We start from the raw sequence: 19,099 nt of genomic DNA, 5'->3' as shown, positions 1-19,099 counted from the left end.
GAAATGCGCAGTAAGGCTCAAGTATTAGCAACGCGTTGCGCACTAACAATTGTCTTAATTAACAGACAAATTATGATATTTGGTTTTTTAGATTATTTGTGATGGGGAGCAAATTAGAGGTGAAATAAAAAAGGCGAGGAATAAAATCCTCGCCTTTTTGCGATCGTGTTGCCGTTACTTGTTCAGTTCCGCCAGGCTCAGCCAGGTTTGCACTACCGTGTCCGGGTTCAGGGAGAGGCTGTCAATCCCCTCTTCCATCAGCCAGGCGGCAAAGTCTTCATGGTCGGATGGACCCTGACCGCAAATCCCGACGTATTTACCCTGCTTCTTCGCCGCGCGGATGGACATGGAAAGCAGCGCTTTCACCGCCTCGTTACGCTCGTCGAACAGCTCGGAAACCACGCCGGAGTCGCGGTCCAGGCCCAGCGTCAGCTGAGTCATGTCGTTCGAGCCGATAGAGAAGCCGTCGAAGTGCTCCAGGAACTGCTCGGCCAGCAGGGCGTTGGACGGGATCTCACACATCATGATGATCTTCAGCCCGTTTTCGCCGCGCTTCAGGCCCTGACGCGCCAGCTCGTCCACCACCGCTTTCGCCTGATCCACGGTACGCACGAACGGGATCATGATTTCGACGTTGGTCAGCCCCATGTCGTTGCGCACGCGTTTCACCGCCTCGCACTCCAGCGCGAAGCAGTCGCGGAAGCTGTCGGACACGTAGCGTCCGGCCCCGCGGAAGCCCAGCATCGGGTTCTCTTCTTCCGGCTCGTAGCGCTCGCCGCCCACAAGGTTAGCGTATTCGTTAGACTTAAAGTCAGACAGACGCACGATCACGCGTTTCGGGTAGAACGCTGCACCCAGCGTGGCGATCCCTTCGGTCAGACGGCCGACGTAGAACTCTTTCGGCGAGTCGTAACCTTTCATCATCTCGCGGATTTCGTTCTGCAGCTTCGCGTCCTGGTCGTCAAACTCCAGCAGCGCGCGCGGGTGAACGCCGATCATGCGGTTAATGATGAATTCCAGACGCGCCAGGCCAACGCCTTCGTTCGGCAGGCAGGCGAAGTCAAACGCGCGGTCCGGGTTACCCACGTTCATCATGATCTTCAGCGGCAGATCCGGCATGGTATCCACGCTGGAGCTCTTCACGCTGAAGTCAAGGATATCGGCGTAGACGTAGCCGGTGTCGCCTTCGGCACAGGAGACGGTCACGTTCTGCCCGTCCTTCATGCGCTCGGTGGCGTCACCGCAGCCGACAACCGCCGGGATCCCCAGCTCGCGGGCAATGATCGCCGCGTGGCAGGTACGGCCGCCGCGGTTGGTGACGATGGCCGACGCTTTCTTCATGATAGGTTCCCAGTCCGGGTCGGTCATGTCGGTCACCAGCACGTCGCCTGGCTCAATACGGTTCATCTCGCTGATGTCGTGGATCACTTTGACCGGACCGGCACCGATGCGGTGACCGATGGCGCGGCCTTCCGCCACGATTTTACCCTGCGCGTGCAGCGTATAACGCTCCATCACCTGGCCGCGAGAGCGAACGGTTTCCGGGCGCGCCTGAACGATAAACAGCTTGCCGGTGTTCCCGTCTTTCGCCCATTCGATATCCATCGGACGGCCATAGTGTTTCTCAATCTGCACCGCCTGCTTCGCCAGCTCCTGCACTTCGGCGTCGGTCAGGGAGAAGCGGTCGCGCTGCTCCTGCGGCACATCTTCAATCTTAACCTGCTTGCCATGCTCCTGGGTTGGGGCATAAATCATGCGGATTTTTTTCGAGCCCATGGTGCGGCGCACCACCGCCGGACGGCCCGCGGCAAGCGTAGGCTTGTGTACGTAGAATTCGTCAGGGTTCACCGCGCCCTGCACGACCATCTCACCCAGGCCCCACGCGGAGGTGATGAACACCACCTGGTCGAAGCCTGATTCGGTATCAATGGAGAACATCACGCCGGAGGAACCTACGTCCGAGCGCACCATGCGCTGCACGCCCGCGGAGAGCGCCACGCCGCGATGGTCATAGCCCTGGTGCACGCGATAGGAGATGGCGCGGTCGTTGAACAGGGAAGCAAATACGTGCTTCACCGCCACCAGCACCGCATCGTAGCCCTGAACGTTCAGGAAGGTTTCCTGCTGCCCGGCAAACGACGCGTCCGGCATGTCTTCTGCGGTCGCGGAAGAACGTACGGCAAAGGAGGCCTGCGCGTCGTCAGCGGAGAGCTGGTTGTACGCGTCATGGATAGCTTTTTCCAGTTCCGGCTGGAAAGGTGTGTCGATGATCCACTGGCGGATCTGCGCCCCGGCTTTGGCAAGCTCGGTGACGTCATCAATATCCGTTTTATCCAGTAGGTCGTAAATGCGCTGGTTTACACCGCTCTGGTCTAAAAACAGGTTAAACGCGTCGGCGGTCGTGGCAAACCCGTTTGGTACGGAGACACCCATACCGGACAGATTTGTAATCATTTCACCCAGGGAGGCATTTTTGCCCCCAACTCTGTCTACATCATTCATGCCGAGTTGGTTATACCAAAGCACCAGCGGTGACGAGCCATTGTTGGACATCGAAACAATCCTTTTGTGATATTTGATCGGAGTAAGTAACACCTGACTACGTATTTATACTGGCATAATTATTTGCGCTAAAAAAACGGTGAATCGTGTAAGCAATTTAAATTTTCAACTTTTCGGATAGTTTCCCACCAGCCAATAAACTGATGATTCCTCTATATTCAGCCAGAAACCACAAAAATAAAGTCGCTATTTGAAAAATGAAATCCGCTTTTCAGGAAAATCAAAAACATCATTTCATTTTAAATTCAGATAACTTCTTTGCTGTGCAATTAACTTTTTTAATTTATGCTTTCAGACAATTAGGTCCGATATTCAGGGTGGGTAAAATGGATAATGCTGTCGATCGTCACGTTTTTTATATTTCTGATGGTACGGCGATCACCGCCGAGGTGCTGGGCCACGCGGTGATGTCGCAATTCCCCGTTTCGATTAACAGCATCACGCTGCCGTTTGTGGAAAATGAGAGCCGTGCCAAAGCGGTGAAAGACCAGATTGACGCCATCTTCCAGCAGACCGGCGTGCGCCCGCTGGTGTTCTACTCCATCGTTATTCCTGAGATTCGCCACATCATTTTGCAAAGTGAAGGCTTTTGCCAGGATATCGTGCAGGCGCTGGTGGCCCCGCTCCAGAGCGAGCTTAAGCTTGACCCGACGCCTATCGCGCACCGCACACACGGGCTGAACCCCGGCAACCTGACCAAATATGACGCGCGTATTGCCGCCATCGACTACACCCTGGCGCACGACGACGGGATCTCGCTGCGCAACCTCGACCAGGCGCAAGTGATTTTGCTCGGCGTGTCGCGCTGCGGCAAAACGCCGACCAGCCTCTATCTGGCGATGCAGTTCGGCATCCGCGCCGCAAACTACCCCTTTATTGCCGACGATATGGATAACCTGGTGCTGCCCGCTGCGCTCAAGCCGCTGCAGCACAAGCTGTTCGGCCTGACGATTAACCCGGAACGTCTCGCGGCGATCCGCGAAGAGCGCCGCGAGAACAGCCGCTACGCCTCGATGCGTCAGTGCCGCATGGAGGTTTCCGAAGTGGAAGCGCTGTACCGCAAAAACCAGATCCCGTGGCTGAACAGCACGAACTATTCGGTAGAAGAGATCGCCACCAAAATTCTCGACATCATGGGGCTTAATCGCCGCATGTACTAATAAGCTAGTACATTAGCTCGGATTCATGTATCATCCTTTTCAACAGCGGGGCGGTGTCGCCCCGAACTTGAAATCAGCAGGGATTGGTTTAATGTGATGCCCATCACTTCCCGGTAGTCTGCCGATGAAGCAAAAATTTTCTGAGACAAGTCATGAATAAAACCGATGAACTCCGCACGGCGCGCATAGACAGCCTGGTCACCCCGGCTGAACTGGCCGAGCGGCACCCCGTTTCCGCCGCGGTCGCGGAACATGTGACGGCCTCCCGCCGCCGCATTGAAAAAATCCTCAATGGTGAAGACAAGCGTCTTCTGGTGGTGATTGGGCCCTGCTCCATCCACGATCTGGATGCCGCGATGGATTATGCAAAACGACTTCAGGGGCTGCGGGAAAAATACCAGCATCGCCTTGAGATTGTGATGCGCACCTACTTTGAAAAACCGCGTACCGTGGTGGGCTGGAAGGGGCTGATTTCCGACCCTGACCTTAACGGCAGCTATCGCGTAAACCATGGCATCGAGCTGGCGCGCAAGCTGCTGTTGCAGGTCAACGAGCTGGGCGTGCCGACGGCCACCGAGTTTCTCGACATGGTGACCGGGCAGTTTATCGCCGATCTGATCAGCTGGGGCGCGATTGGCGCGCGCACTACCGAAAGCCAAATCCACCGCGAGATGGCCTCAGCCCTCTCCTGTCCGGTCGGCTTCAAAAACGGGACCGACGGCAACACCCGGATTGCGGTCGATGCGATCCGCGCCTCGCGTGCCAGCCATATGTTCCTGTCGCCGGACAAGAACGGCCATATGACCATCTACCAGACCAGCGGTAACCCGTATGGGCATATCATTATGCGCGGCGGGAAGAAGCCTAATTACCATGCACAAGACATCGCTGCCGCCTGTGAAACGCTGGCCGAATTCGACCTGCCGGAACATCTGGTGGTGGATTTCAGCCACGGCAACTGCCAGAAGCAGCATCGCCGCCAGCTTGACGTCTGCGATGAGGTCTGTCAGCAGATCCGCAGCGGCTCGACCGCCGTTGCCGGGATCATGGCCGAAAGCTTTATCAAAGAAGGCACGCAGAAAATCGTTGCCGGCCAGCAGATGGTATACGGCCAGTCGATCACCGACCCGTGCCTGAGCTGGGAAGACAGCGAGCTGCTGCTGGAGAAGCTGGCAGCTGCGGTTGATTCTCGCTTCTGATGTTATTGTCGGGTGGCGCTGCGCTTACCCGACCTACGGTTCGCGCCCTTCTTCCTCTCCCCGTGGGAGAGGGTTGGGGTGAGGGCATCAGGCCGCATTTCCTCCTCCTGAATTTGATCCCGTCACACAATTTTCACAAAAACGCTTGCCGTGAATTTGCAGTTTATTGATAATGATTATCATTGTTACATTGATTGTTATTTATAAACATTATGTCACCGACCGATAACAGCGCGGCAACGCCAGTAAAAACACACACAGCGCCATCCCCTGCTTCCACCGATCGCCGCATCGACAGCAAAAGCCTGTTGGGTGAGGAAGGCCGGGTGATTATTGAGCATGACGGCCAGCAGTATCTGCTGCGCCAGACGAATGCCGGAAAACTGATCCTCACAAAATAAACCAAAACTTTCGCCAGCCACCCAGGTGATCCCCAGGCAGCCAGCGCTTTCGATACTTTATGGAGAGTTGCTATGCTACACCTGCATACCGAACGTTTACGCCCGTCCCTTCTGGCGCTGGCGATTGTCAGCACCCTGCCTGGCGCCGCGTTTGCTGCCGCAGATGAAATAACCGTCACCGCCACAGGCAACGCCCGTAGCGCCTTCGAAGCCCCGATGATGGTGAGCGTGGTTGACGCCACCGCCCCGGAAAAACAGACCGCCAGCTCTGCCGCCGACCTGCTGCGCAACGTGCCCGGTCTGACGCTGGACGGCACCGGCCGCACCAACGGTCAGGACGTTAACCTGCGCGGCTATGACCGCCGCGGCGTTCTGGTGCTGGTCGACGGCGTGCGCCAGGGTACCGACACCGGGCACCTCAACAGCACGTTCCTCGATCCGGCGCTGATTAAACGTATTGAAGTGGTGCGCGGTCCGTCTGCGCTGCTCTACGGTAGCGGCGCGCTGGGTGGCGTCATCTCCTATGACACCGTCGACGCCAAAGATCTGCTGGAACCGGGCAAAAACAGCGGTTATCGCGTGTTTGGTACCGGCGCAACGGGGGACCACAGCCTCGGCCTGGGGGCCAGCGCCTATGGCCGTACCGATACCCTGGACGGCCTGGTATCGTGGTCCAGCCGCGACCGCGGCGATATCCGCCAGAGCGACGGTGCGACGGCGCCGAACGACGAATCCATCAATAACATGCTGGCGAAAGGCAGCTGGAAAATCGACCAGGCCCAGACGCTGAGCGGCGCCCTGCGCTACTACAACAACGCCGCGCAGGAGCCGAAAAACCCGCAAACCTCTGATGCCAATAGCAGCAACCCGATGACCGACCGCTCCACCATCCAGCGCGATGCGCAGGTTGGCTACCACATTGCGCCGGAAGGATACGACTGGCTGAACGCCGATGCGAAGGTTTACTGGTCCGAAGCGCGCATTAATGCCCAGAACATCGACAGCACCGGCGAGTTCCGCAAGCAGACCACCAAAGGCGGCAAGGTGGAAAACCGTACCCGCCTGTTCAGCGACTCTTTTGCCTCTCACCTGCTGACCTACGGCGGAGAATATTATCGTCAGGAGCAGCGTCCGGGCGGGGCCACGACCGGCTTCCCGGAGGCGAAAATCGACTTCAGCTCCGGCTGGCTGCAGGATGAAATCACCCTGCGCGATCTGCCCGTCACCCTTCTGGGCGGCACGCGGTATGACAACTACCGCGGCAGCAGCAATGGCTACGACGATGTCGATGCCGATAAATGGTCCTCCCGCGCCGGGTTAACCGTCAGCCCCACCGACTGGCTGATGCTGTTCGGATCTTACGCGCAGGCCTTCCGCGCGCCGACCATGGGTGAGATGTATAACGACGCCAAACACTTCTCCATTGGCCGCTTCTACACCAACTACTGGGTGCCGAACCCGAACCTGCGCCCGGAAACCAACGAAACGCAGGAGTTTGGTTTTGGCCTGCGCTTTGACGATCTGATGCTCGCCAACGACGCGCTGGAGTTTAAGGCCAGCTATTTCGATACCAAAGCCAAAGACTATATCTCCACAACCGTCGATTTTGCCGCGGCGACCACCATGTCGTACAACGTTCCGAACGCCAAAATCTGGGGCTGGGACATGATGGCAAAATACTCGGCCGATCTGTTTAGCCTCGACGTGGCCTATAACCGCACGCGCGGGAAAGACACCGATACGGGCGAGTACATCTCCAGCATTAACCCGGATACCGTCACCAGCAAGCTGGACGTTCCGGTGGCGCAAAGCGGTTTCTCCGTGGGCTGGATCGGCACCTTTGCCGATCGCTCAACCCACGTCAGCAGCAGCTACAGCAAGCAGCCGGGCTATGCGGTTAACGATTTCTACGTCAGCTATAAGGGCCAGGAGCAGCTCAAGGGCGTCACCACCACGCTGGTGCTCGGCAACGCCTTCGATAAGGAGTACTGGTCTCCGCAGGGTATTCCGCAGGACGGTCGTAACGGCAAGATTTTCGTAAGCTATCAGTGGTAATTCCCTTCGGGGCCACTCTTCAGAAGGATAAGACAATGCATCACTACGCACGCTGGCTTGAGCTAAAAGAAGAAAATCCGGGTAAGTATGCGCGAGACATCGCAGGGTTAATGAACATCAGCGAAGCGGAGCTGACCTTTTCCCGCGTGGGCCATGACGCCTGGCGACTGCGCGGCGAAATCCGCGATATTCTGGGCGCGCTGGAAGCCGTGGGTGAAACCAAGTGCATCTGCCGCAACGAGTATGCCGTTCACGAGCAGGTGGGCAGCTTCACCAACCAGCACCTGAACGGCCACGCAGGGCTGGTGCTGAACCCGCGCGCGCTGGATCTGCGCCTGTTCCTCAACCAGTGGGCGAGCGCGTTTCACCTCAGCGAAACCACCGCCCGCGGCGAGCGACAGAGCATTCAGTTCTTCGATCGTCAGGGCGATGCGGTGCTGAAGGTCTACACCACGGACAATACCGACCTCGCCGCCTGGGGAGACGTGCTGACCCGCTTTATCTTTGCCGATAACCCGCCGCTTGAGCTGAGCGCTGGGGATGTCCCGGCTCACGCCGAAAACGCGGATGCCGCGCTCGTGGACAAAGAGTGGCGCGCCATGACCGACGTGCATCAGTTCTTCAGCCTGCTCAAGCGCCACAATCTCAGCCGTCAGCAGGCGTTTCGCCTGGTGGGCGACGACCTGGCCTGTAAGGTGGAGAACAGCGCGCTGGCACAGCTGCTGGAAGCGGCACGCCGGGACGGCAACGAAATCATGGTCTTCGTCGGCAACCGCGGCTGCGTGCAGATCTTCACCGGCGCGGTGGAAAAAGTCGTGCCGATGAAAGGCTGGCTGAACGTCTTTAACCCTGCCTTTACCCTGCATCTGCTGGAGGAGACGATCGCAGAGAGCTGGGTGACGCGCAAGCCCACGGCTGACGGTCACGTCACGAGCCTGGAGCTGTTTGCCGCCGACGGCACGCAAATCGCCCAGCTTTACGGCCAGCGTACCGAAGGTGAGCCGGAGCAGAGCCAGTGGCGCAGCCAGATTGACGCCCTGACGCCAAAAGGGCTGGCCGCATGAAAACATGGTTAGCCCTGCTGAGCGCCCTGCCTCTGGTGGCGTTTGCCGCTGCGCAGGAGAAAATTGTCGCCCTTGGCGGCGACGTGACGGAGATTGTCTACGCGCTTGGCGCGCAGTCTTCGCTGGTCGCGCGCGACAGCACCAGCCAGTGGCCGCAGGCGGCAAACGATCTGCCTGACGTGGGATATTTACGCCAGCTTAACGCCGAAGGCATTTTGTCCATGCGCCCCACGCTGGTGCTGGCCAGCGACCAGGCGCAGCCGTCTCTGGCGTTGAAGCAGGTTGAACAAAGTCACGTCAGGGTAGTAACCGTTCCCGGCCGCAACGACCTGAGCGTCATTGACGAAAAGGTTCGGGTGATTGCCAACGCTACGCACCGTGAAGCCGAGGGGGAAGCCCTGCGCCACACGCTGCGTCAGGCGCTGGCGGCCCTGCCCTCCGCGCCCCTCAACAAGCGGGCGCTGTTTATCCTCAACCACGGGGGAATGACCGCAATGGCCGCCGGGCAGCAGACCGGCGCAGACGCTGCCATCCGTGCAGCCGGGCTGCAGAACGCGATGCAGGGATTCACCCGCTATCAGCCGCTGTCTCAGGAAGGGGTCATTGCCAGCCAGCCCGATCTGGTGGTGATTTCGCAGGACGGCGTGAACGCGCTGGGCGGCGAAGAAAACCTGTGGAAGCTGCCCGGTCTGGCGCAAACCCCGGCGGGACGGAACAGGCAGGTGCTGGCGATTGATGATATGGCGCTGCTGGGCTTCAGCGTGCGAACGCCGGATGCCATCCAGCAGCTGCGCGCCAAAGCGGAGCAACTGCCCTGATGTCCCGGCGGATCGCCTTGTCGTTGTGGATGCTGGCCGCGATCCTGAGCATCATGACGCTCACCGCGACCGGGTTTGGGGCACTGCACCTGCCGGTCAGCCTGCTGTGGAGCGGCAGCGATGAGGCCATGCGTCAGATCTGGCTTACCATTCGCCTGCCCCGCGTACTGCTGGCGCTGGTGATTGGCGGAGCGCTGGCGCTGGCCGGCTGTGTGATGCAGGGGCTGTTCCGCAACCCGCTGGCAGACCCGGGTCTGCTGGGGATCAGCAGCGGCGCGGCGCTGGCGGTGGCGCTGTGGGTGGTCATTCCCGCCGCGTTACCTGCCCTGCTGATGCTGTATGCCCCGATGCTCGCGGCGTTCCTCGGCGCGCTGGCCGCAACCGTCATTATCTTCCTGCTCAGCCAGCAGCGTCACGGCTCCCTGTCCCGCCTGCTGCTGGTGGGGATCGCCATCAACGCCCTGTGCGGCGCGGCCGTTGGGGTGCTCTCATGGCTCAGCAACGATGCCCAGCTTCGCCAGCTTTCCCTCTGGGGAATGGGCAGCCTCGGGCAGGCGCAGTGGTCCACCCTGCTGGCGGTAACGTCGCTGATGGTGCCCGCGGTGCTGATTATCTGGCGGCTGGCCGCCCCGCTCAACCTGCTGCAGCTGGGCGATGAAGAGGCGCACTATCTCGGGGTGAATGTCGCGATGGTACAGCGGATCCTGCTGCTGTGCAGCGCCCTGCTGGTTGCCGCGGCGGTAGCCGTCAGCGGCGTGATCGGCTTTATTGGCCTTGTGGTGCCGCACCTGATGCGCATGTGGCTGGGGGCCGACCACCGGGCCGTCGTACCCGGCTCGGTGCTGGCCGGTGCGCTGCTGCTGCTGGTTGCCGACACGCTGGCGCGCACCCTGGTCTCTCCGGCGGAGATGCCCGTCGGGTTATTGACCAGCCTTCTCGGCGCGCCGTGGTTCCTGTGGCTTATCTTTCGTCGCGGAGGTACGCATGGCTGAACGCTATTGTGCAGAGAAGATTTTCTTTCACGCCGGGCAGCGGACGCTGATAGACGATGTGTCGCTTACCCTCTCTCAGGGTGAGCTGGTCGCCCTGATTGGCCCGAACGGTGCCGGGAAATCGACGTTATTGCGGCTGCTTACCGGCTATCTCAAGCCCGCAAGCGGACGCTGCACTCTGGCCGGAACGCCGCTTGCGGACTGGCCGCCGGATACCCTCGCGCGCTACCGGGCGGTGATGCGCCAGAGTACACAGCCCGGATTCGACTGGCCGGTGGACGCGGTGGTCGGTATGGGACGCGCGCCCTGGACTCGCTCCCCTGAAGCGTCGGTAGTTGAGGAAGTGATGGCGATAACGGGCTGTCTACCGCTGGCGGGCAGACGTTATTCGACGCTCTCCGGCGGCGAGCAGCAGCGGATCCAGCTCGCCCGCGCGCTGGCCCAGCTCTGGTGCGACGGAGCCCCGCGCGGCTGGCTGTTTCTTGATGAGCCCACCTCCGCGCTGGATCTCTACCACCAGCAGCATCTGCTGCGCCTGATGAGATCCCTGACCCGTCGGGGTCATCTCCACGTGTGCGTGGTGCTGCACGATCTCAATCTGGCGGCGCTGTGGGCGGATCGCATTCTGCTGTTACACAACGGCAGGCTGGTCTCCAGTGGCACACCGGAGGACGTGCTGCAGGCCGGGACGCTGGCGCGCTGGTACGGCGCACAGGTGCGCGTCGGCAGCCATCCGGATCACCCCGTACCGCAGGTATTTCTCGCCCCGTGAGCGGGCTGGTAAAAATCCTTCAGCGTTTCCAGCAGGGCATGCGCCGCTTTAGAGAGCTGCGTGTGCCCCGGATGGATTGCCCCGATGCACTTTTCAATGGGCGGATTATCGAGCGGTATACAGACCGCGCCCAGCGCCGTCATCTGCGCTTCGCAGAGCGCCGGTACGGCACTGCCGCCCAGCCCGCTGGCGACCATGCGACCTACCGTCACCAGCTGATGACTCTCCAGCGCCACGTCCAGCTTTCTGCCGCTTCGGGCCAGCTCCTCCTCCATCATCAGACGTACCGCCGATGGGCGCTGCAGGGTAATAAAATCCAGCGTCAGTAGCTCTTCCCAGGCCAGCCGCTTTTTGCCCGCCAGCGCAGAGTCCTTCGGCACAATGGCGACAAACCTGTCGAGCCCCAGCGGCGTAAACAGCAGGTTGTGCGTGGGGGCCGGCTCAAAGGCGATCCCCATCTCAACCCGCCCTTCCCGCACCATCTCAATCACCTGCTCGTTAATGACGTCATGCACGGTGACGTTGATCCCGGCGTGGCGATCGCGAAACGCCTTGAGCACCTCCGGTAAAACGTTGGCGGCAAATGACGGCATCGCCGCGACCGAGATTTTGCCGCGCTGCAGGGTAAAGCACTGGTGCATCGCCTCCTCCACATTATCCCAGTCGGCAAGCAGCTGCCGCGCCATCGGCAGAAACGTCTCCCCTTCCTGCGTGAGGGCAACCTTGCGCGTGCTCCGCTGCAGCAGCGGGCCGCCGAGCGCGTCTTCCAGACTTTTAATCGTCAGGCTCAGGGCCGGCTGGGAGAGATTTAAGCGTTCGCTGGCGTGCGCGAAATTGAGAGTGTGAGCTACCGCTAAAAACGCGCGTAACTGTTTGACACTCATTCTCATTTTTCATCCTGTTAACTAATTGAAAAGAATTAGTTAACAGGAAATTAATAAGAAAACCAAATGAGTGGGTCACAAATTCAAAATTAACAAATGAGTCGCCGCCCCTAATGATACCGGCACGGTTAACGGGAGGGATGACTATGGCAGGACTGGATAAGCGCGTCGGCAGCTATGCGCAGGCGCTGGACGGGCTGACGGACGGAATGACCTTGCTGGCGGGCGGCTTCGGCCTGTGCGGCATTCCGGAGAACCTGATTGCGGAGGTCCGGCGCTGTCAGGTGAGAGATTTGACCGTGGTGTCAAACAACTGCGGCGTGGATGGATTCGGCCTGGGGATACTGCTCGAAACGCGGCAGGTTCGCAAAGTGGTGGCCTCTTACGTCGGCGAGAACGCGCTGTTTGAGCAGCAGGTGCTGAGCGGCGAGCTGGAAATTGAGCTTACGCCGCAGGGCACGCTGGCGGAAAAGGTGCGCGCGGGCGGGGCCGGTATTCCGGCGTTTTATACGGCCACCGGCTACGGCACGCCCGTGGCGACCGGCAAGGACGTGCGCCAGTTCGCGGGGAAGCACTACATCCTCGAGGAGGCGATCGTCGGCGATTTCGCGCTGATCAAGGGGTGGAAAGCGGACTGGTACGGCAACGTCATCTATCGCCATACCGCGCAAAACTTTAATCCGCTGATGGCAACGGCGGGCCGGATCACGGTGGTGGAGGTGGAAGAGATTGTTCCGCCGGGTGAACTGCCCCCGTCGGCCATTCACACCCCGGGAATTTACGTCGACAGGCTGATTGTCGGCCAGTTTGAAAAACGCATTGAGCAGCGCACCCTGCGCGCGCAAGGAGTGTGACGATGTTAACCCGTGAACAGATGGCCAGGCGCGTCGCCCGCGAGCTGCGCGACGGTTATTACGTCAACCTGGGGATCGGCATCCCTACCCTGGTGGCGAACTACATTCCGGACGGGATGGACGTGATGCTGCATTCGGAAAACGGCCTGCTGGGGATGGGGGCTTTTCCCGACGAGCAAACCCTTGATCCTGACATGATCAACGCCGGTAAACAGACCGTGACCGCGCGGACCGGCGCGGCCATTTTCGACTCGGCCCAGTCGTTTGCCATGATCCGCGGCGGCCACGTGGACCTGACCGTGCTGGGGGCATTTGAAGTGGACGTGGAGGGCAACATCGCCTCGTGGATGATCCCCGGAAAGATGGTGAAGGGCATGGGCGGCGCGATGGATCTCGTTGCCGGGGCGCAGAACATCATTGTGGTGATGACCCACGCCTCAAAGAGCGGTGAGTCGAAGCTGCTGCCGCGCTGCACGCTGCCGCTCACGGGCGCGGGCTGTATCCGTCGGGTCCTGACCGATCTCGCGCTGCTGGAAATTCAGGACGGCGCGTTCATCCTGCGGGAATACGCCCCGGGCGTCAGTATTGACGAGATCGTGTGTAAAACGGCAGGGAAAATCATTGTGGCGGACGACGTGCGCGAGATGCGCTTCACCTGAGAGGTCAGCATGAAAAAGGTCATGATTGTCGGGGCAACGCGAACCCCCATTGGCAGTTTTCGCGGATCGCTCTCGTCCCTTGCTGCGGTTGAGCTTGGGGCCGTCACGGTACGGCACCTGCTGGAGAACAGTGGTCTCAGCGTCGAACAGGTAGATGAAACGATTTTCGGACAGGTGCTGACGGCCGGATGCGGGCAAAACCCCGCCCGCCAGACGGCCATCGGCGCCGGATTGCCCGTCAGCACGCCGGCGACCACCGTCAACCTGGTGTGCGGTGCGGGCTTAAAAGCGGTCCAGCTCGCCGCCCAGGCGATCCGCTGCGGCGACGCGGAGGTGGTTATCGCCGGCGGTCAGGAGAGCATGAGCAACGCCCCATATCTGCTGGACGGCGCACGTGCCGGGCTGCGTTTCGGGCATGCGGGTCTCAAGGACAGCATGATTACCGACGGCCTGTGGGACGCATTCAACGATTACCACATGGGGATCACCGCTGAAAACGTCGCCCGCGAGTATGACATTTCCCGCGAGCAGCAGGACGCCTTCGCCGCCCGCTCGCAGCAAAAGGCGGCGTCCGCCATTGAGTCCGGCCGGCTTGACGCCGAGATAGCGCCGGTGACGGTGAAACAGGGTAAAAAGCCACCGCTGGTTATTGATCGTGACGAACAGCCCCGACCAGGCACTACTGCAGAGCAGCTTGCGCAGTTGCGTCCCGCCTTTTTGCACGAGGAAGGCACCGTCACGGCGGGGAATGCCTCCACGCTCAACGACGGTGCCGCCGCGGTGCTGCTGATGAGCGAGGAAAAGACGCGGGAGAGCGGATTGCCTGTCCTTGGCCGCATCGTGAGTTACGCCGTGACGGGCGTTGACCCGTCAGTAATGGGCATGGGCCCGGTCAGCGCCTGCCGGACGGCGCTGGCGCGGGCGGGCTGGACGCTCGACGAGGTGGACCTCATTGAAGCCAATGAAGCCTTTGCCGCCCAGGCGCTGGCGGTGGGCCAGCAGCTCGGCTGGGATGAGCACAAGGTCAACGTTAACGGCGGTGCCATCGCCCTGGGCCATCCGATTGGTGCTTCCGGCTGCCGAATCCTCGTGACCCTGCTGTACGAAATGCAGCGCCGTGACGTTAAAAAAGGGCTCGTCACCCTGTGCGTAGGCGGCGGACAAGGCATTGCCCTGACCGTCGAGCGTTAAACCTCTCGTTGGTACCCGAATAATAAGTAAAGTGAGGAGTCATAATGAGTGTGTTAATAGCCCTGGCGGCGCTGGCACTGCTGATGCTGGCGGCCTACCGCGGATACAGCGTTATTTTGTTTGCGCCGATCGCGGCGCTCGGTGCCGTGCTGCTGACCGATCCGGGTGCCGTCGGCCCGACGTTTACCGGCCTGTTTATGGAAAAGATGGTGGGCTTCGTCAAGCTCTACTTCCCGGTGTTCCTGCTGGGTGCGGTGTTTGGCAAGCTGATTGAGCTTTCCGGCTTCTCACGCTCCATCGTCTCCGCCGCAATCCAGATCCTCGGGCGTCGACACGCCATCCCGGTGATTGTCCTGGTATGCGCGCTGTTAACCTACGGCGGCGTTTCGCTGTTCGTGGTGGCGTTTGCGGTGTACCCGTTTGCCGCCGAGCTGTTTCGCCAGAGCGGTATCCCTAAACGGCTGATCCCGGCCACCGTGGCGCTGGGGGCATTCTCGTTTACCATGGACGCCCTGCCCGGCACGCCGCAGATCCAGAATATCATCCCCACCAGCTTCTTCGGCACGAACGCCTGGGCGGCCCCGTGGCTGGGGCTTATCGGCTCTCTGTTTATTATCGTCTTTGGCCTGCTCTGGCTGGAGCGCCAGCGGCGTAAGGCGCTCAGCAACAACGAGGGTTACGGCACGGATCTGAAAAATGAACCCGAGACGCCGGATAACATTAATCTCCCGCATCCGCTGATTGCTATCTCTCCGCTGCTGGTGGTGGGCATACTGAACCTGCTGTTTACCCGCTGGATCCCCGGCTGGTACGGCGTGAGTCACGAGCTTACCCTGCCCGGCCTGGCGAAACCGATTGTGACCGAGGTGGGCAAGATCACCGCCATCTGGGCCGTGGAGGCGGCGCTGATCGCCGGTATCGTGCTGGTGCTGGTTTTTGGCTTTCGCAATATCCGGGGGCGTCTGGCTGAAGGCAGCCGAACGGCGGTGAGCGGAGCCATTCTGGCGGCGATGAATACCGCCTCGGAATACGGTTTCGGCGCGGTTATCGCGGCGCTGCCTGGGTTCCTGGTGTTATCCAAAGCGCTGGCGGCCATTCCGAATCCGCTGCTAAATGAGGCCATCAGCGTGACCGTGCTCGCGGGGATCACCGGTTCGGCGTCCGGCGGGATGAGTATTGCCCTTGCCGCCATGTCCGACTCGTTTGTTGCCGCCGCCCATGCGGCCAATATCCCGCTTGAGGTGCTGCACCGCGTGGCCTCGATGGCGAGCGGCGGGATGGATACCCTTCCCCATAACGGGGCGGTGATTACCCTGCTGGCTATCACCGGCCTGAGCCATCGCCAGGCCTACGGCGGCATTTTCGCTATCACCATCATTAAAAGTCTGGCAGTACTTTTTGTCATTGCCGTGTTCTATCTGACCGGCATTGTGTAAGGAGAGAAAAATGAATCTGAACGGTAAAACCGCCCTGGTCACCGGCTCAACCAGCGGCATTGGTCTGGGGATCGCCCGCGTGCTGGCGAAGGCGGGCGCGCAGCTGATCCTCAACGGCTTCGGCGACAGCGGATCGGCACGGGAAGAGATTGCGCAACTGGGCAAAAAGCCGGGCTATCACGATGCGGATCTGCGGGACGTATTGCAGATTGAAGCCATGATGCGCTACGCCAAATCGCAGTTTGGCGGCGTGGACATTCTTGTGAACAACGCCGGGATCCAGCACGTGGCCCCGGTTGACGCCTTCCCGGTGGAGAAATGGAACGACATTATCGCCATTAATCTTTCCGCGGTGTTTCACACCAGCCGGCTGGCGCTGCCGACCATGCGGGATAAAAACTGGGGGCGCGTCATCAATATCGCCTCCGTTCACGGGCTGGTCGCGTCGAAAGAGAAATCGGCCTACGTTGCGGCCAAGCACGGCGTGGTGGGCTTTACCAAATCCCTGGCGCTGGAAACCGCCCGCACGGGTATTACCGCCAATACTATTTGCCCCGGCTGGGTACTGACCCCGCTGGTGCAGCAGCAAATCGACAAACGTATCGCGGACGGCGTACCGCCGGAGCAGGCTCGCGAACAGCTTCTGGCGGAGAAACAGCCTTCAGGGGAGTTTGTTACCCCGGAACAGCTGGGCGAGCTGGCGCTGTTTTTGTGCAGCGACGGCGCCGTGAACGTTCGCGGCGCTGCGTGGAATATGGATGGCGGCTGGGTTGCTCAGTGATGAACAGGCCGGGTAAGGCAACGTCGCCGCCCGGCTAAAATCGCTAGCTTGAGCAGCTGACCTCCAGCCGCTTGCCCCAGTCAGGCGGGCGGCTGACGTAGTCATCATCCCGGTCGGCAAACGGCGTACGCAACGCCAGGTGCAGACGGTGTAGCTCGTCGTACTCCCCCTGCTCTGCCTGCTCAATCGCCCGCTGCGCCAGCCAGTTGCGTAATACCATCGCGGGATTCGCTGCGTTCATCTGCGCCTGACGGGTAGCGTCGTCTACCTGCTCCTGCTGCAGCCGTGTGCGGTACTGTGCAAACCAGTCGTCAAACGCCTGACGGTCAATAAACTCGTCGCGCAGCGGCGAGGCGGCGCTGTGCTGCTCCGTCTGGCCCAGCATTCGGAAGGTGCGGGTGTAATCGCTTCCCTCACGCGCCATCAGGGCAAACAGGCCGTTGAGGATGTCGTTGTCGCCCTTCTCCTGGGTCATCAGCCCCAGCTTGTTACGCATCAGCGTGCCGTATTCCCGCAGCAAAAGGTCCTGATAGCTGTCGAGCGCATCGTTCAGGGCATCAACGTCGATAAACGGCGATAAGGTTTGTGCAAGCCGCTGGAGGTTCCACAGCCCAACCGCCGGCTGATTGTCAAAGCTGTAACGCCCCTGATAGTCAGAATGGTTGCAGATATACCCCGGCTGATAATCGTCCAGGAAACCAAACGGACCGTAATCAAAGGTCAGGCCGAGAATCGACATATTGTCCGTATTCATGACCCCGTGAGCAAAGCCTACCGTTTGCCAGCGCGCAATCATCGTGGCGGTACGGGCAACCACGTCCCGGAACCAGAGAACGTATTTATCCGCCTCATCCTGCAGATGCGCCCAGTGGTGGCGAATGGCGAAGTCCGCGAGCTGGCGAACCTTGTCCGGCTCGCGGCGATAGTAAAAGTGCTCAAAATGACCAAAGCGGAGATGGCTTTGCGCTATGCGCATCAGCATCGCCCCCTTTTCCACCGTTTCGCGCGTCACCGGCGTGTCGCTGGTGACGATCGACAGCGCGCGGGTGGTGGGAATCCCCAGCGCATGCATCGCTTCGGATGCCAGACTTTCACGTATCGTTGACCGCAATACCGCGCGCCCGTCGCCCATCCGTGAGTATGGGGTAAGACCTGCGCCTTTCAGATGCCAGTCAACCGTCTCCCCGTTGGGAAGCCGTTGTTCGCCGAGCAGGATCCCCCTGCCGTCACCCAGCTGCCCCGCCCAGACGCCAAACTGGTGTCCACTATAGACCTGAGCCAGAGGCTGCATACCGGGGAGAAGCGTCTCGCCTCCCCAGACGCCAGCACTGTCTGAACGCTGAAACAGATCGGGCGGAATGGCCAGCTCATCGGCCAGCCGATCGTTATGCCAGATAAGACGTGAATTATGTAACGGTGTTGGTTTGAGTGCAGTGTAAAAGCCAGGCAACTCGTCATGCCAGTGAGCAGTAAAAGACAGGGTCATAAGTCCTCCTGCCTTTAGTGTAGAGGGTTTACCCGGACTTAAACACGGGCGAAAGGCAGGGTTATCGCTGCTGAACGAGCGTCGTGACGTGCTCCGCCGAGACGGCTGGCCAGAGCGCACCCTGCATGGCACCAAAATTGAAGGACAGAACGCGCTGCAGCAAACCGTGGTCGTCAATGCCGGAGACGATCACCGACTGGCAGTGCGGCGTTATTTGCCAGAGGATCGCGCGCATAAAAGGCTCGAAAGAAAGCTCAGAAGCACGCTGCTGGATGAATCCTTTATCAAGAATAACCCGTTTAAATAATCCATCATAGACGGCCTTGAGCGATGCAGCACCGGCTCCAAAGTTTGCCAGCACCAGCGGAAAATGGATCGCCATTCTTGCCAGCTGCAGATCGTCCTTTCCGTTATTTAAACCTGGATAGTTCTCATTAACAGTAAACTCAAGAAACGGATAACGCTCAAGAATTGAAACAGCATTCCCATTACTTAATAAAAACTCAACAATTGCTGGTGTAATATTGATCCATGCAATTAACTGATGCTGAATAAAAAACAGTTTACAGGTATCAAGCAATTGCAGTTTTTCGTTAAACAGCGCTAACTCCTCTGCCGCTGAAAGCCGAGGGATAACGAGCTCAGTGGGGATCCTCACATCGGTGCCGACGCCAGTAAAGTTAACCAGTATTTCTAAACCTTTTAGCTCGCCTGCGCTATTACGGGCAGGCAGAAGCATCAGTTCAGACTGGTAAGCATTATCTAGCGTAATAATCATTGCACTC

17 protein-coding genes are annotated in these 19,099 nt (G+C 59.8%); 13 read left to right on the top strand and 4 right to left on the bottom strand.

The genetic code is table 11. From position 1 onward, the window contains the following. Positions 1 to 174: 174 nt before the first annotated feature. Positions 175 to 2,553, bottom strand: coding sequence for a phosphoenolpyruvate synthase (ppsA, locus tag OKF39_RS10410; RefSeq protein WP_028012836.1), 2,379 nt, complete (start codon positions 2,551 to 2,553; stop codon positions 175 to 177). 335 nt (positions 2,554 to 2,888) lie between these two features. Between ppsA and ppsR the strand changes: the two genes are divergently transcribed. From ppsR to OKF39_RS10370, 8 genes are all read left to right on the top strand, one after another. Then, complete coding sequence (gene ppsR / locus OKF39_RS10405; RefSeq protein WP_028012835.1) at positions 2,889 to 3,722, top strand: posphoenolpyruvate synthetase regulatory kinase/phosphorylase PpsR; 834 nt, start codon at positions 2,889 to 2,891, stop codon at positions 3,720 to 3,722. A gap of 152 nt (positions 3,723 to 3,874) precedes the next feature. Then, positions 3,875 to 4,921: a 3-deoxy-7-phosphoheptulonate synthase AroH gene (gene aroH / locus OKF39_RS10400; RefSeq protein WP_028012834.1), complete on the top strand. Its 1,047-nt coding sequence runs from the start codon at positions 3,875 to 3,877 to the stop codon at positions 4,919 to 4,921. Positions 4,922 to 5,133: 212 nt separating this feature from the next. Continuing rightward, positions 5,134 to 5,322: a hemin uptake protein HemP gene (hemP, locus tag OKF39_RS10395; RefSeq protein ID WP_028012833.1), complete on the top strand. Its 189-nt coding sequence runs from the start codon at positions 5,134 to 5,136 to the stop codon at positions 5,320 to 5,322. 72 nt (positions 5,323 to 5,394) lie between these two features. Continuing rightward, a complete protein-coding gene (locus OKF39_RS10390; protein WP_207119052.1) occupies positions 5,395 to 7,377 on the top strand; it encodes a TonB-dependent hemoglobin/transferrin/lactoferrin family receptor in 1,983 nt (660 codons plus the stop codon). Positions 7,378 to 7,412: 35 nt separating this feature from the next. Continuing rightward, positions 7,413 to 8,441 (top strand): hematinate-forming heme oxygenase ChuS, encoded by a 1,029-nt coding sequence (gene chuS / locus OKF39_RS10385; protein ID WP_045630149.1) that lies wholly within the window; start codon positions 7,413 to 7,415, stop codon positions 8,439 to 8,441. After that, positions 8,438 to 9,259: a heme/hemin ABC transporter substrate-binding protein gene (locus OKF39_RS10380; RefSeq protein WP_248037894.1), complete on the top strand. Its 822-nt coding sequence runs from the start codon at positions 8,438 to 8,440 to the stop codon at positions 9,257 to 9,259. Before chuS ends, OKF39_RS10380 begins: the two co-directional genes overlap by 4 nt. Continuing rightward, the gene (locus OKF39_RS10375; protein WP_248037893.1) at positions 9,259 to 10,251 is read left to right on the top strand and encodes a FecCD family ABC transporter permease; all 993 of its coding nucleotides are present in this window, start codon (positions 9,259 to 9,261) and stop codon (positions 10,249 to 10,251) included. Before OKF39_RS10380 ends, OKF39_RS10375 begins: the two co-directional genes overlap by 1 nt. Continuing rightward, entirely contained in the window at positions 10,244 to 11,023 is a 780-nt protein-coding gene (locus OKF39_RS10370; protein WP_479983749.1) for a heme ABC transporter ATP-binding protein, read from the top strand. The genes OKF39_RS10375 and OKF39_RS10370 overlap by 8 nt, the downstream gene beginning before the upstream one ends. Here OKF39_RS10370 and OKF39_RS10365 read toward each other — a convergent pair. Continuing rightward, the gene (locus OKF39_RS10365; protein WP_032644866.1) at positions 10,990 to 11,913 is read right to left on the bottom strand and encodes a LysR family transcriptional regulator; all 924 of its coding nucleotides are present in this window, start codon (positions 11,911 to 11,913) and stop codon (positions 10,990 to 10,992) included. The genes OKF39_RS10370 and OKF39_RS10365 overlap by 34 nt on opposite strands. 140 nt (positions 11,914 to 12,053) lie before the next feature. On the opposite strand from OKF39_RS10365, the gene OKF39_RS10360 reads away from it, so the two are divergent. From OKF39_RS10360 to OKF39_RS10340, 5 genes are read left to right on the top strand one after another with little or no spacing between them, the layout of a single operon-like run. Continuing rightward, positions 12,054 to 12,761, top strand: coding sequence for a CoA transferase subunit A (locus OKF39_RS10360; protein ID WP_479983748.1), 708 nt, complete (start codon positions 12,054 to 12,056; stop codon positions 12,759 to 12,761). Positions 12,762 to 12,763: 2 nt separating this feature from the next. Continuing rightward, complete coding sequence (locus OKF39_RS10355; RefSeq protein WP_479983747.1) at positions 12,764 to 13,420, top strand: CoA transferase subunit B; 657 nt, start codon at positions 12,764 to 12,766, stop codon at positions 13,418 to 13,420. A 9-nt stretch (positions 13,421 to 13,429) separates the two neighbouring features. Next, positions 13,430 to 14,611 (top strand): acetyl-CoA C-acetyltransferase, encoded by a 1,182-nt coding sequence (locus OKF39_RS10350; protein WP_479983746.1) that lies wholly within the window; start codon positions 13,430 to 13,432, stop codon positions 14,609 to 14,611. 41 nt (positions 14,612 to 14,652) lie between these two features. Continuing rightward, a complete protein-coding gene (locus OKF39_RS10345) occupies positions 14,653 to 16,047 on the top strand; it encodes a GntP family permease (RefSeq protein WP_479983805.1) in 1,395 nt (464 codons plus the stop codon). Positions 16,048 to 16,057: 10 nt separating this feature from the next. Beyond that, a complete protein-coding gene (locus OKF39_RS10340; protein WP_479983745.1) occupies positions 16,058 to 16,828 on the top strand; it encodes a 3-hydroxybutyrate dehydrogenase in 771 nt (256 codons plus the stop codon). Positions 16,829 to 16,871: 43 nt separating this feature from the next. Here the strand turns inward: OKF39_RS10340 and selO are convergent, their stop codons facing one another. Further along, positions 16,872 to 18,314, bottom strand: a complete 1,443-nt coding sequence (selO, locus tag OKF39_RS10335) for a protein adenylyltransferase SelO (RefSeq protein WP_045630224.1) — start codon at positions 18,312 to 18,314, stop codon at positions 16,872 to 16,874. A gap of 61 nt (positions 18,315 to 18,375) precedes the next feature. After that, positions 18,376 to 19,092: an EAL domain-containing protein gene (locus OKF39_RS10330; protein WP_028012821.1), complete on the bottom strand. Its 717-nt coding sequence runs from the start codon at positions 19,090 to 19,092 to the stop codon at positions 18,376 to 18,378. Positions 19,093 to 19,099 lie beyond the last annotated feature (7 nt).

The sequence above is a fragment of the Enterobacter cloacae complex sp. HYC042_NIDB genome, from assembly GCF_056673315.1.
The sequence above is the reverse complement of the archived record's forward strand: the minus strand, read 5'-3'. Positions and strand labels throughout refer to the sequence as shown.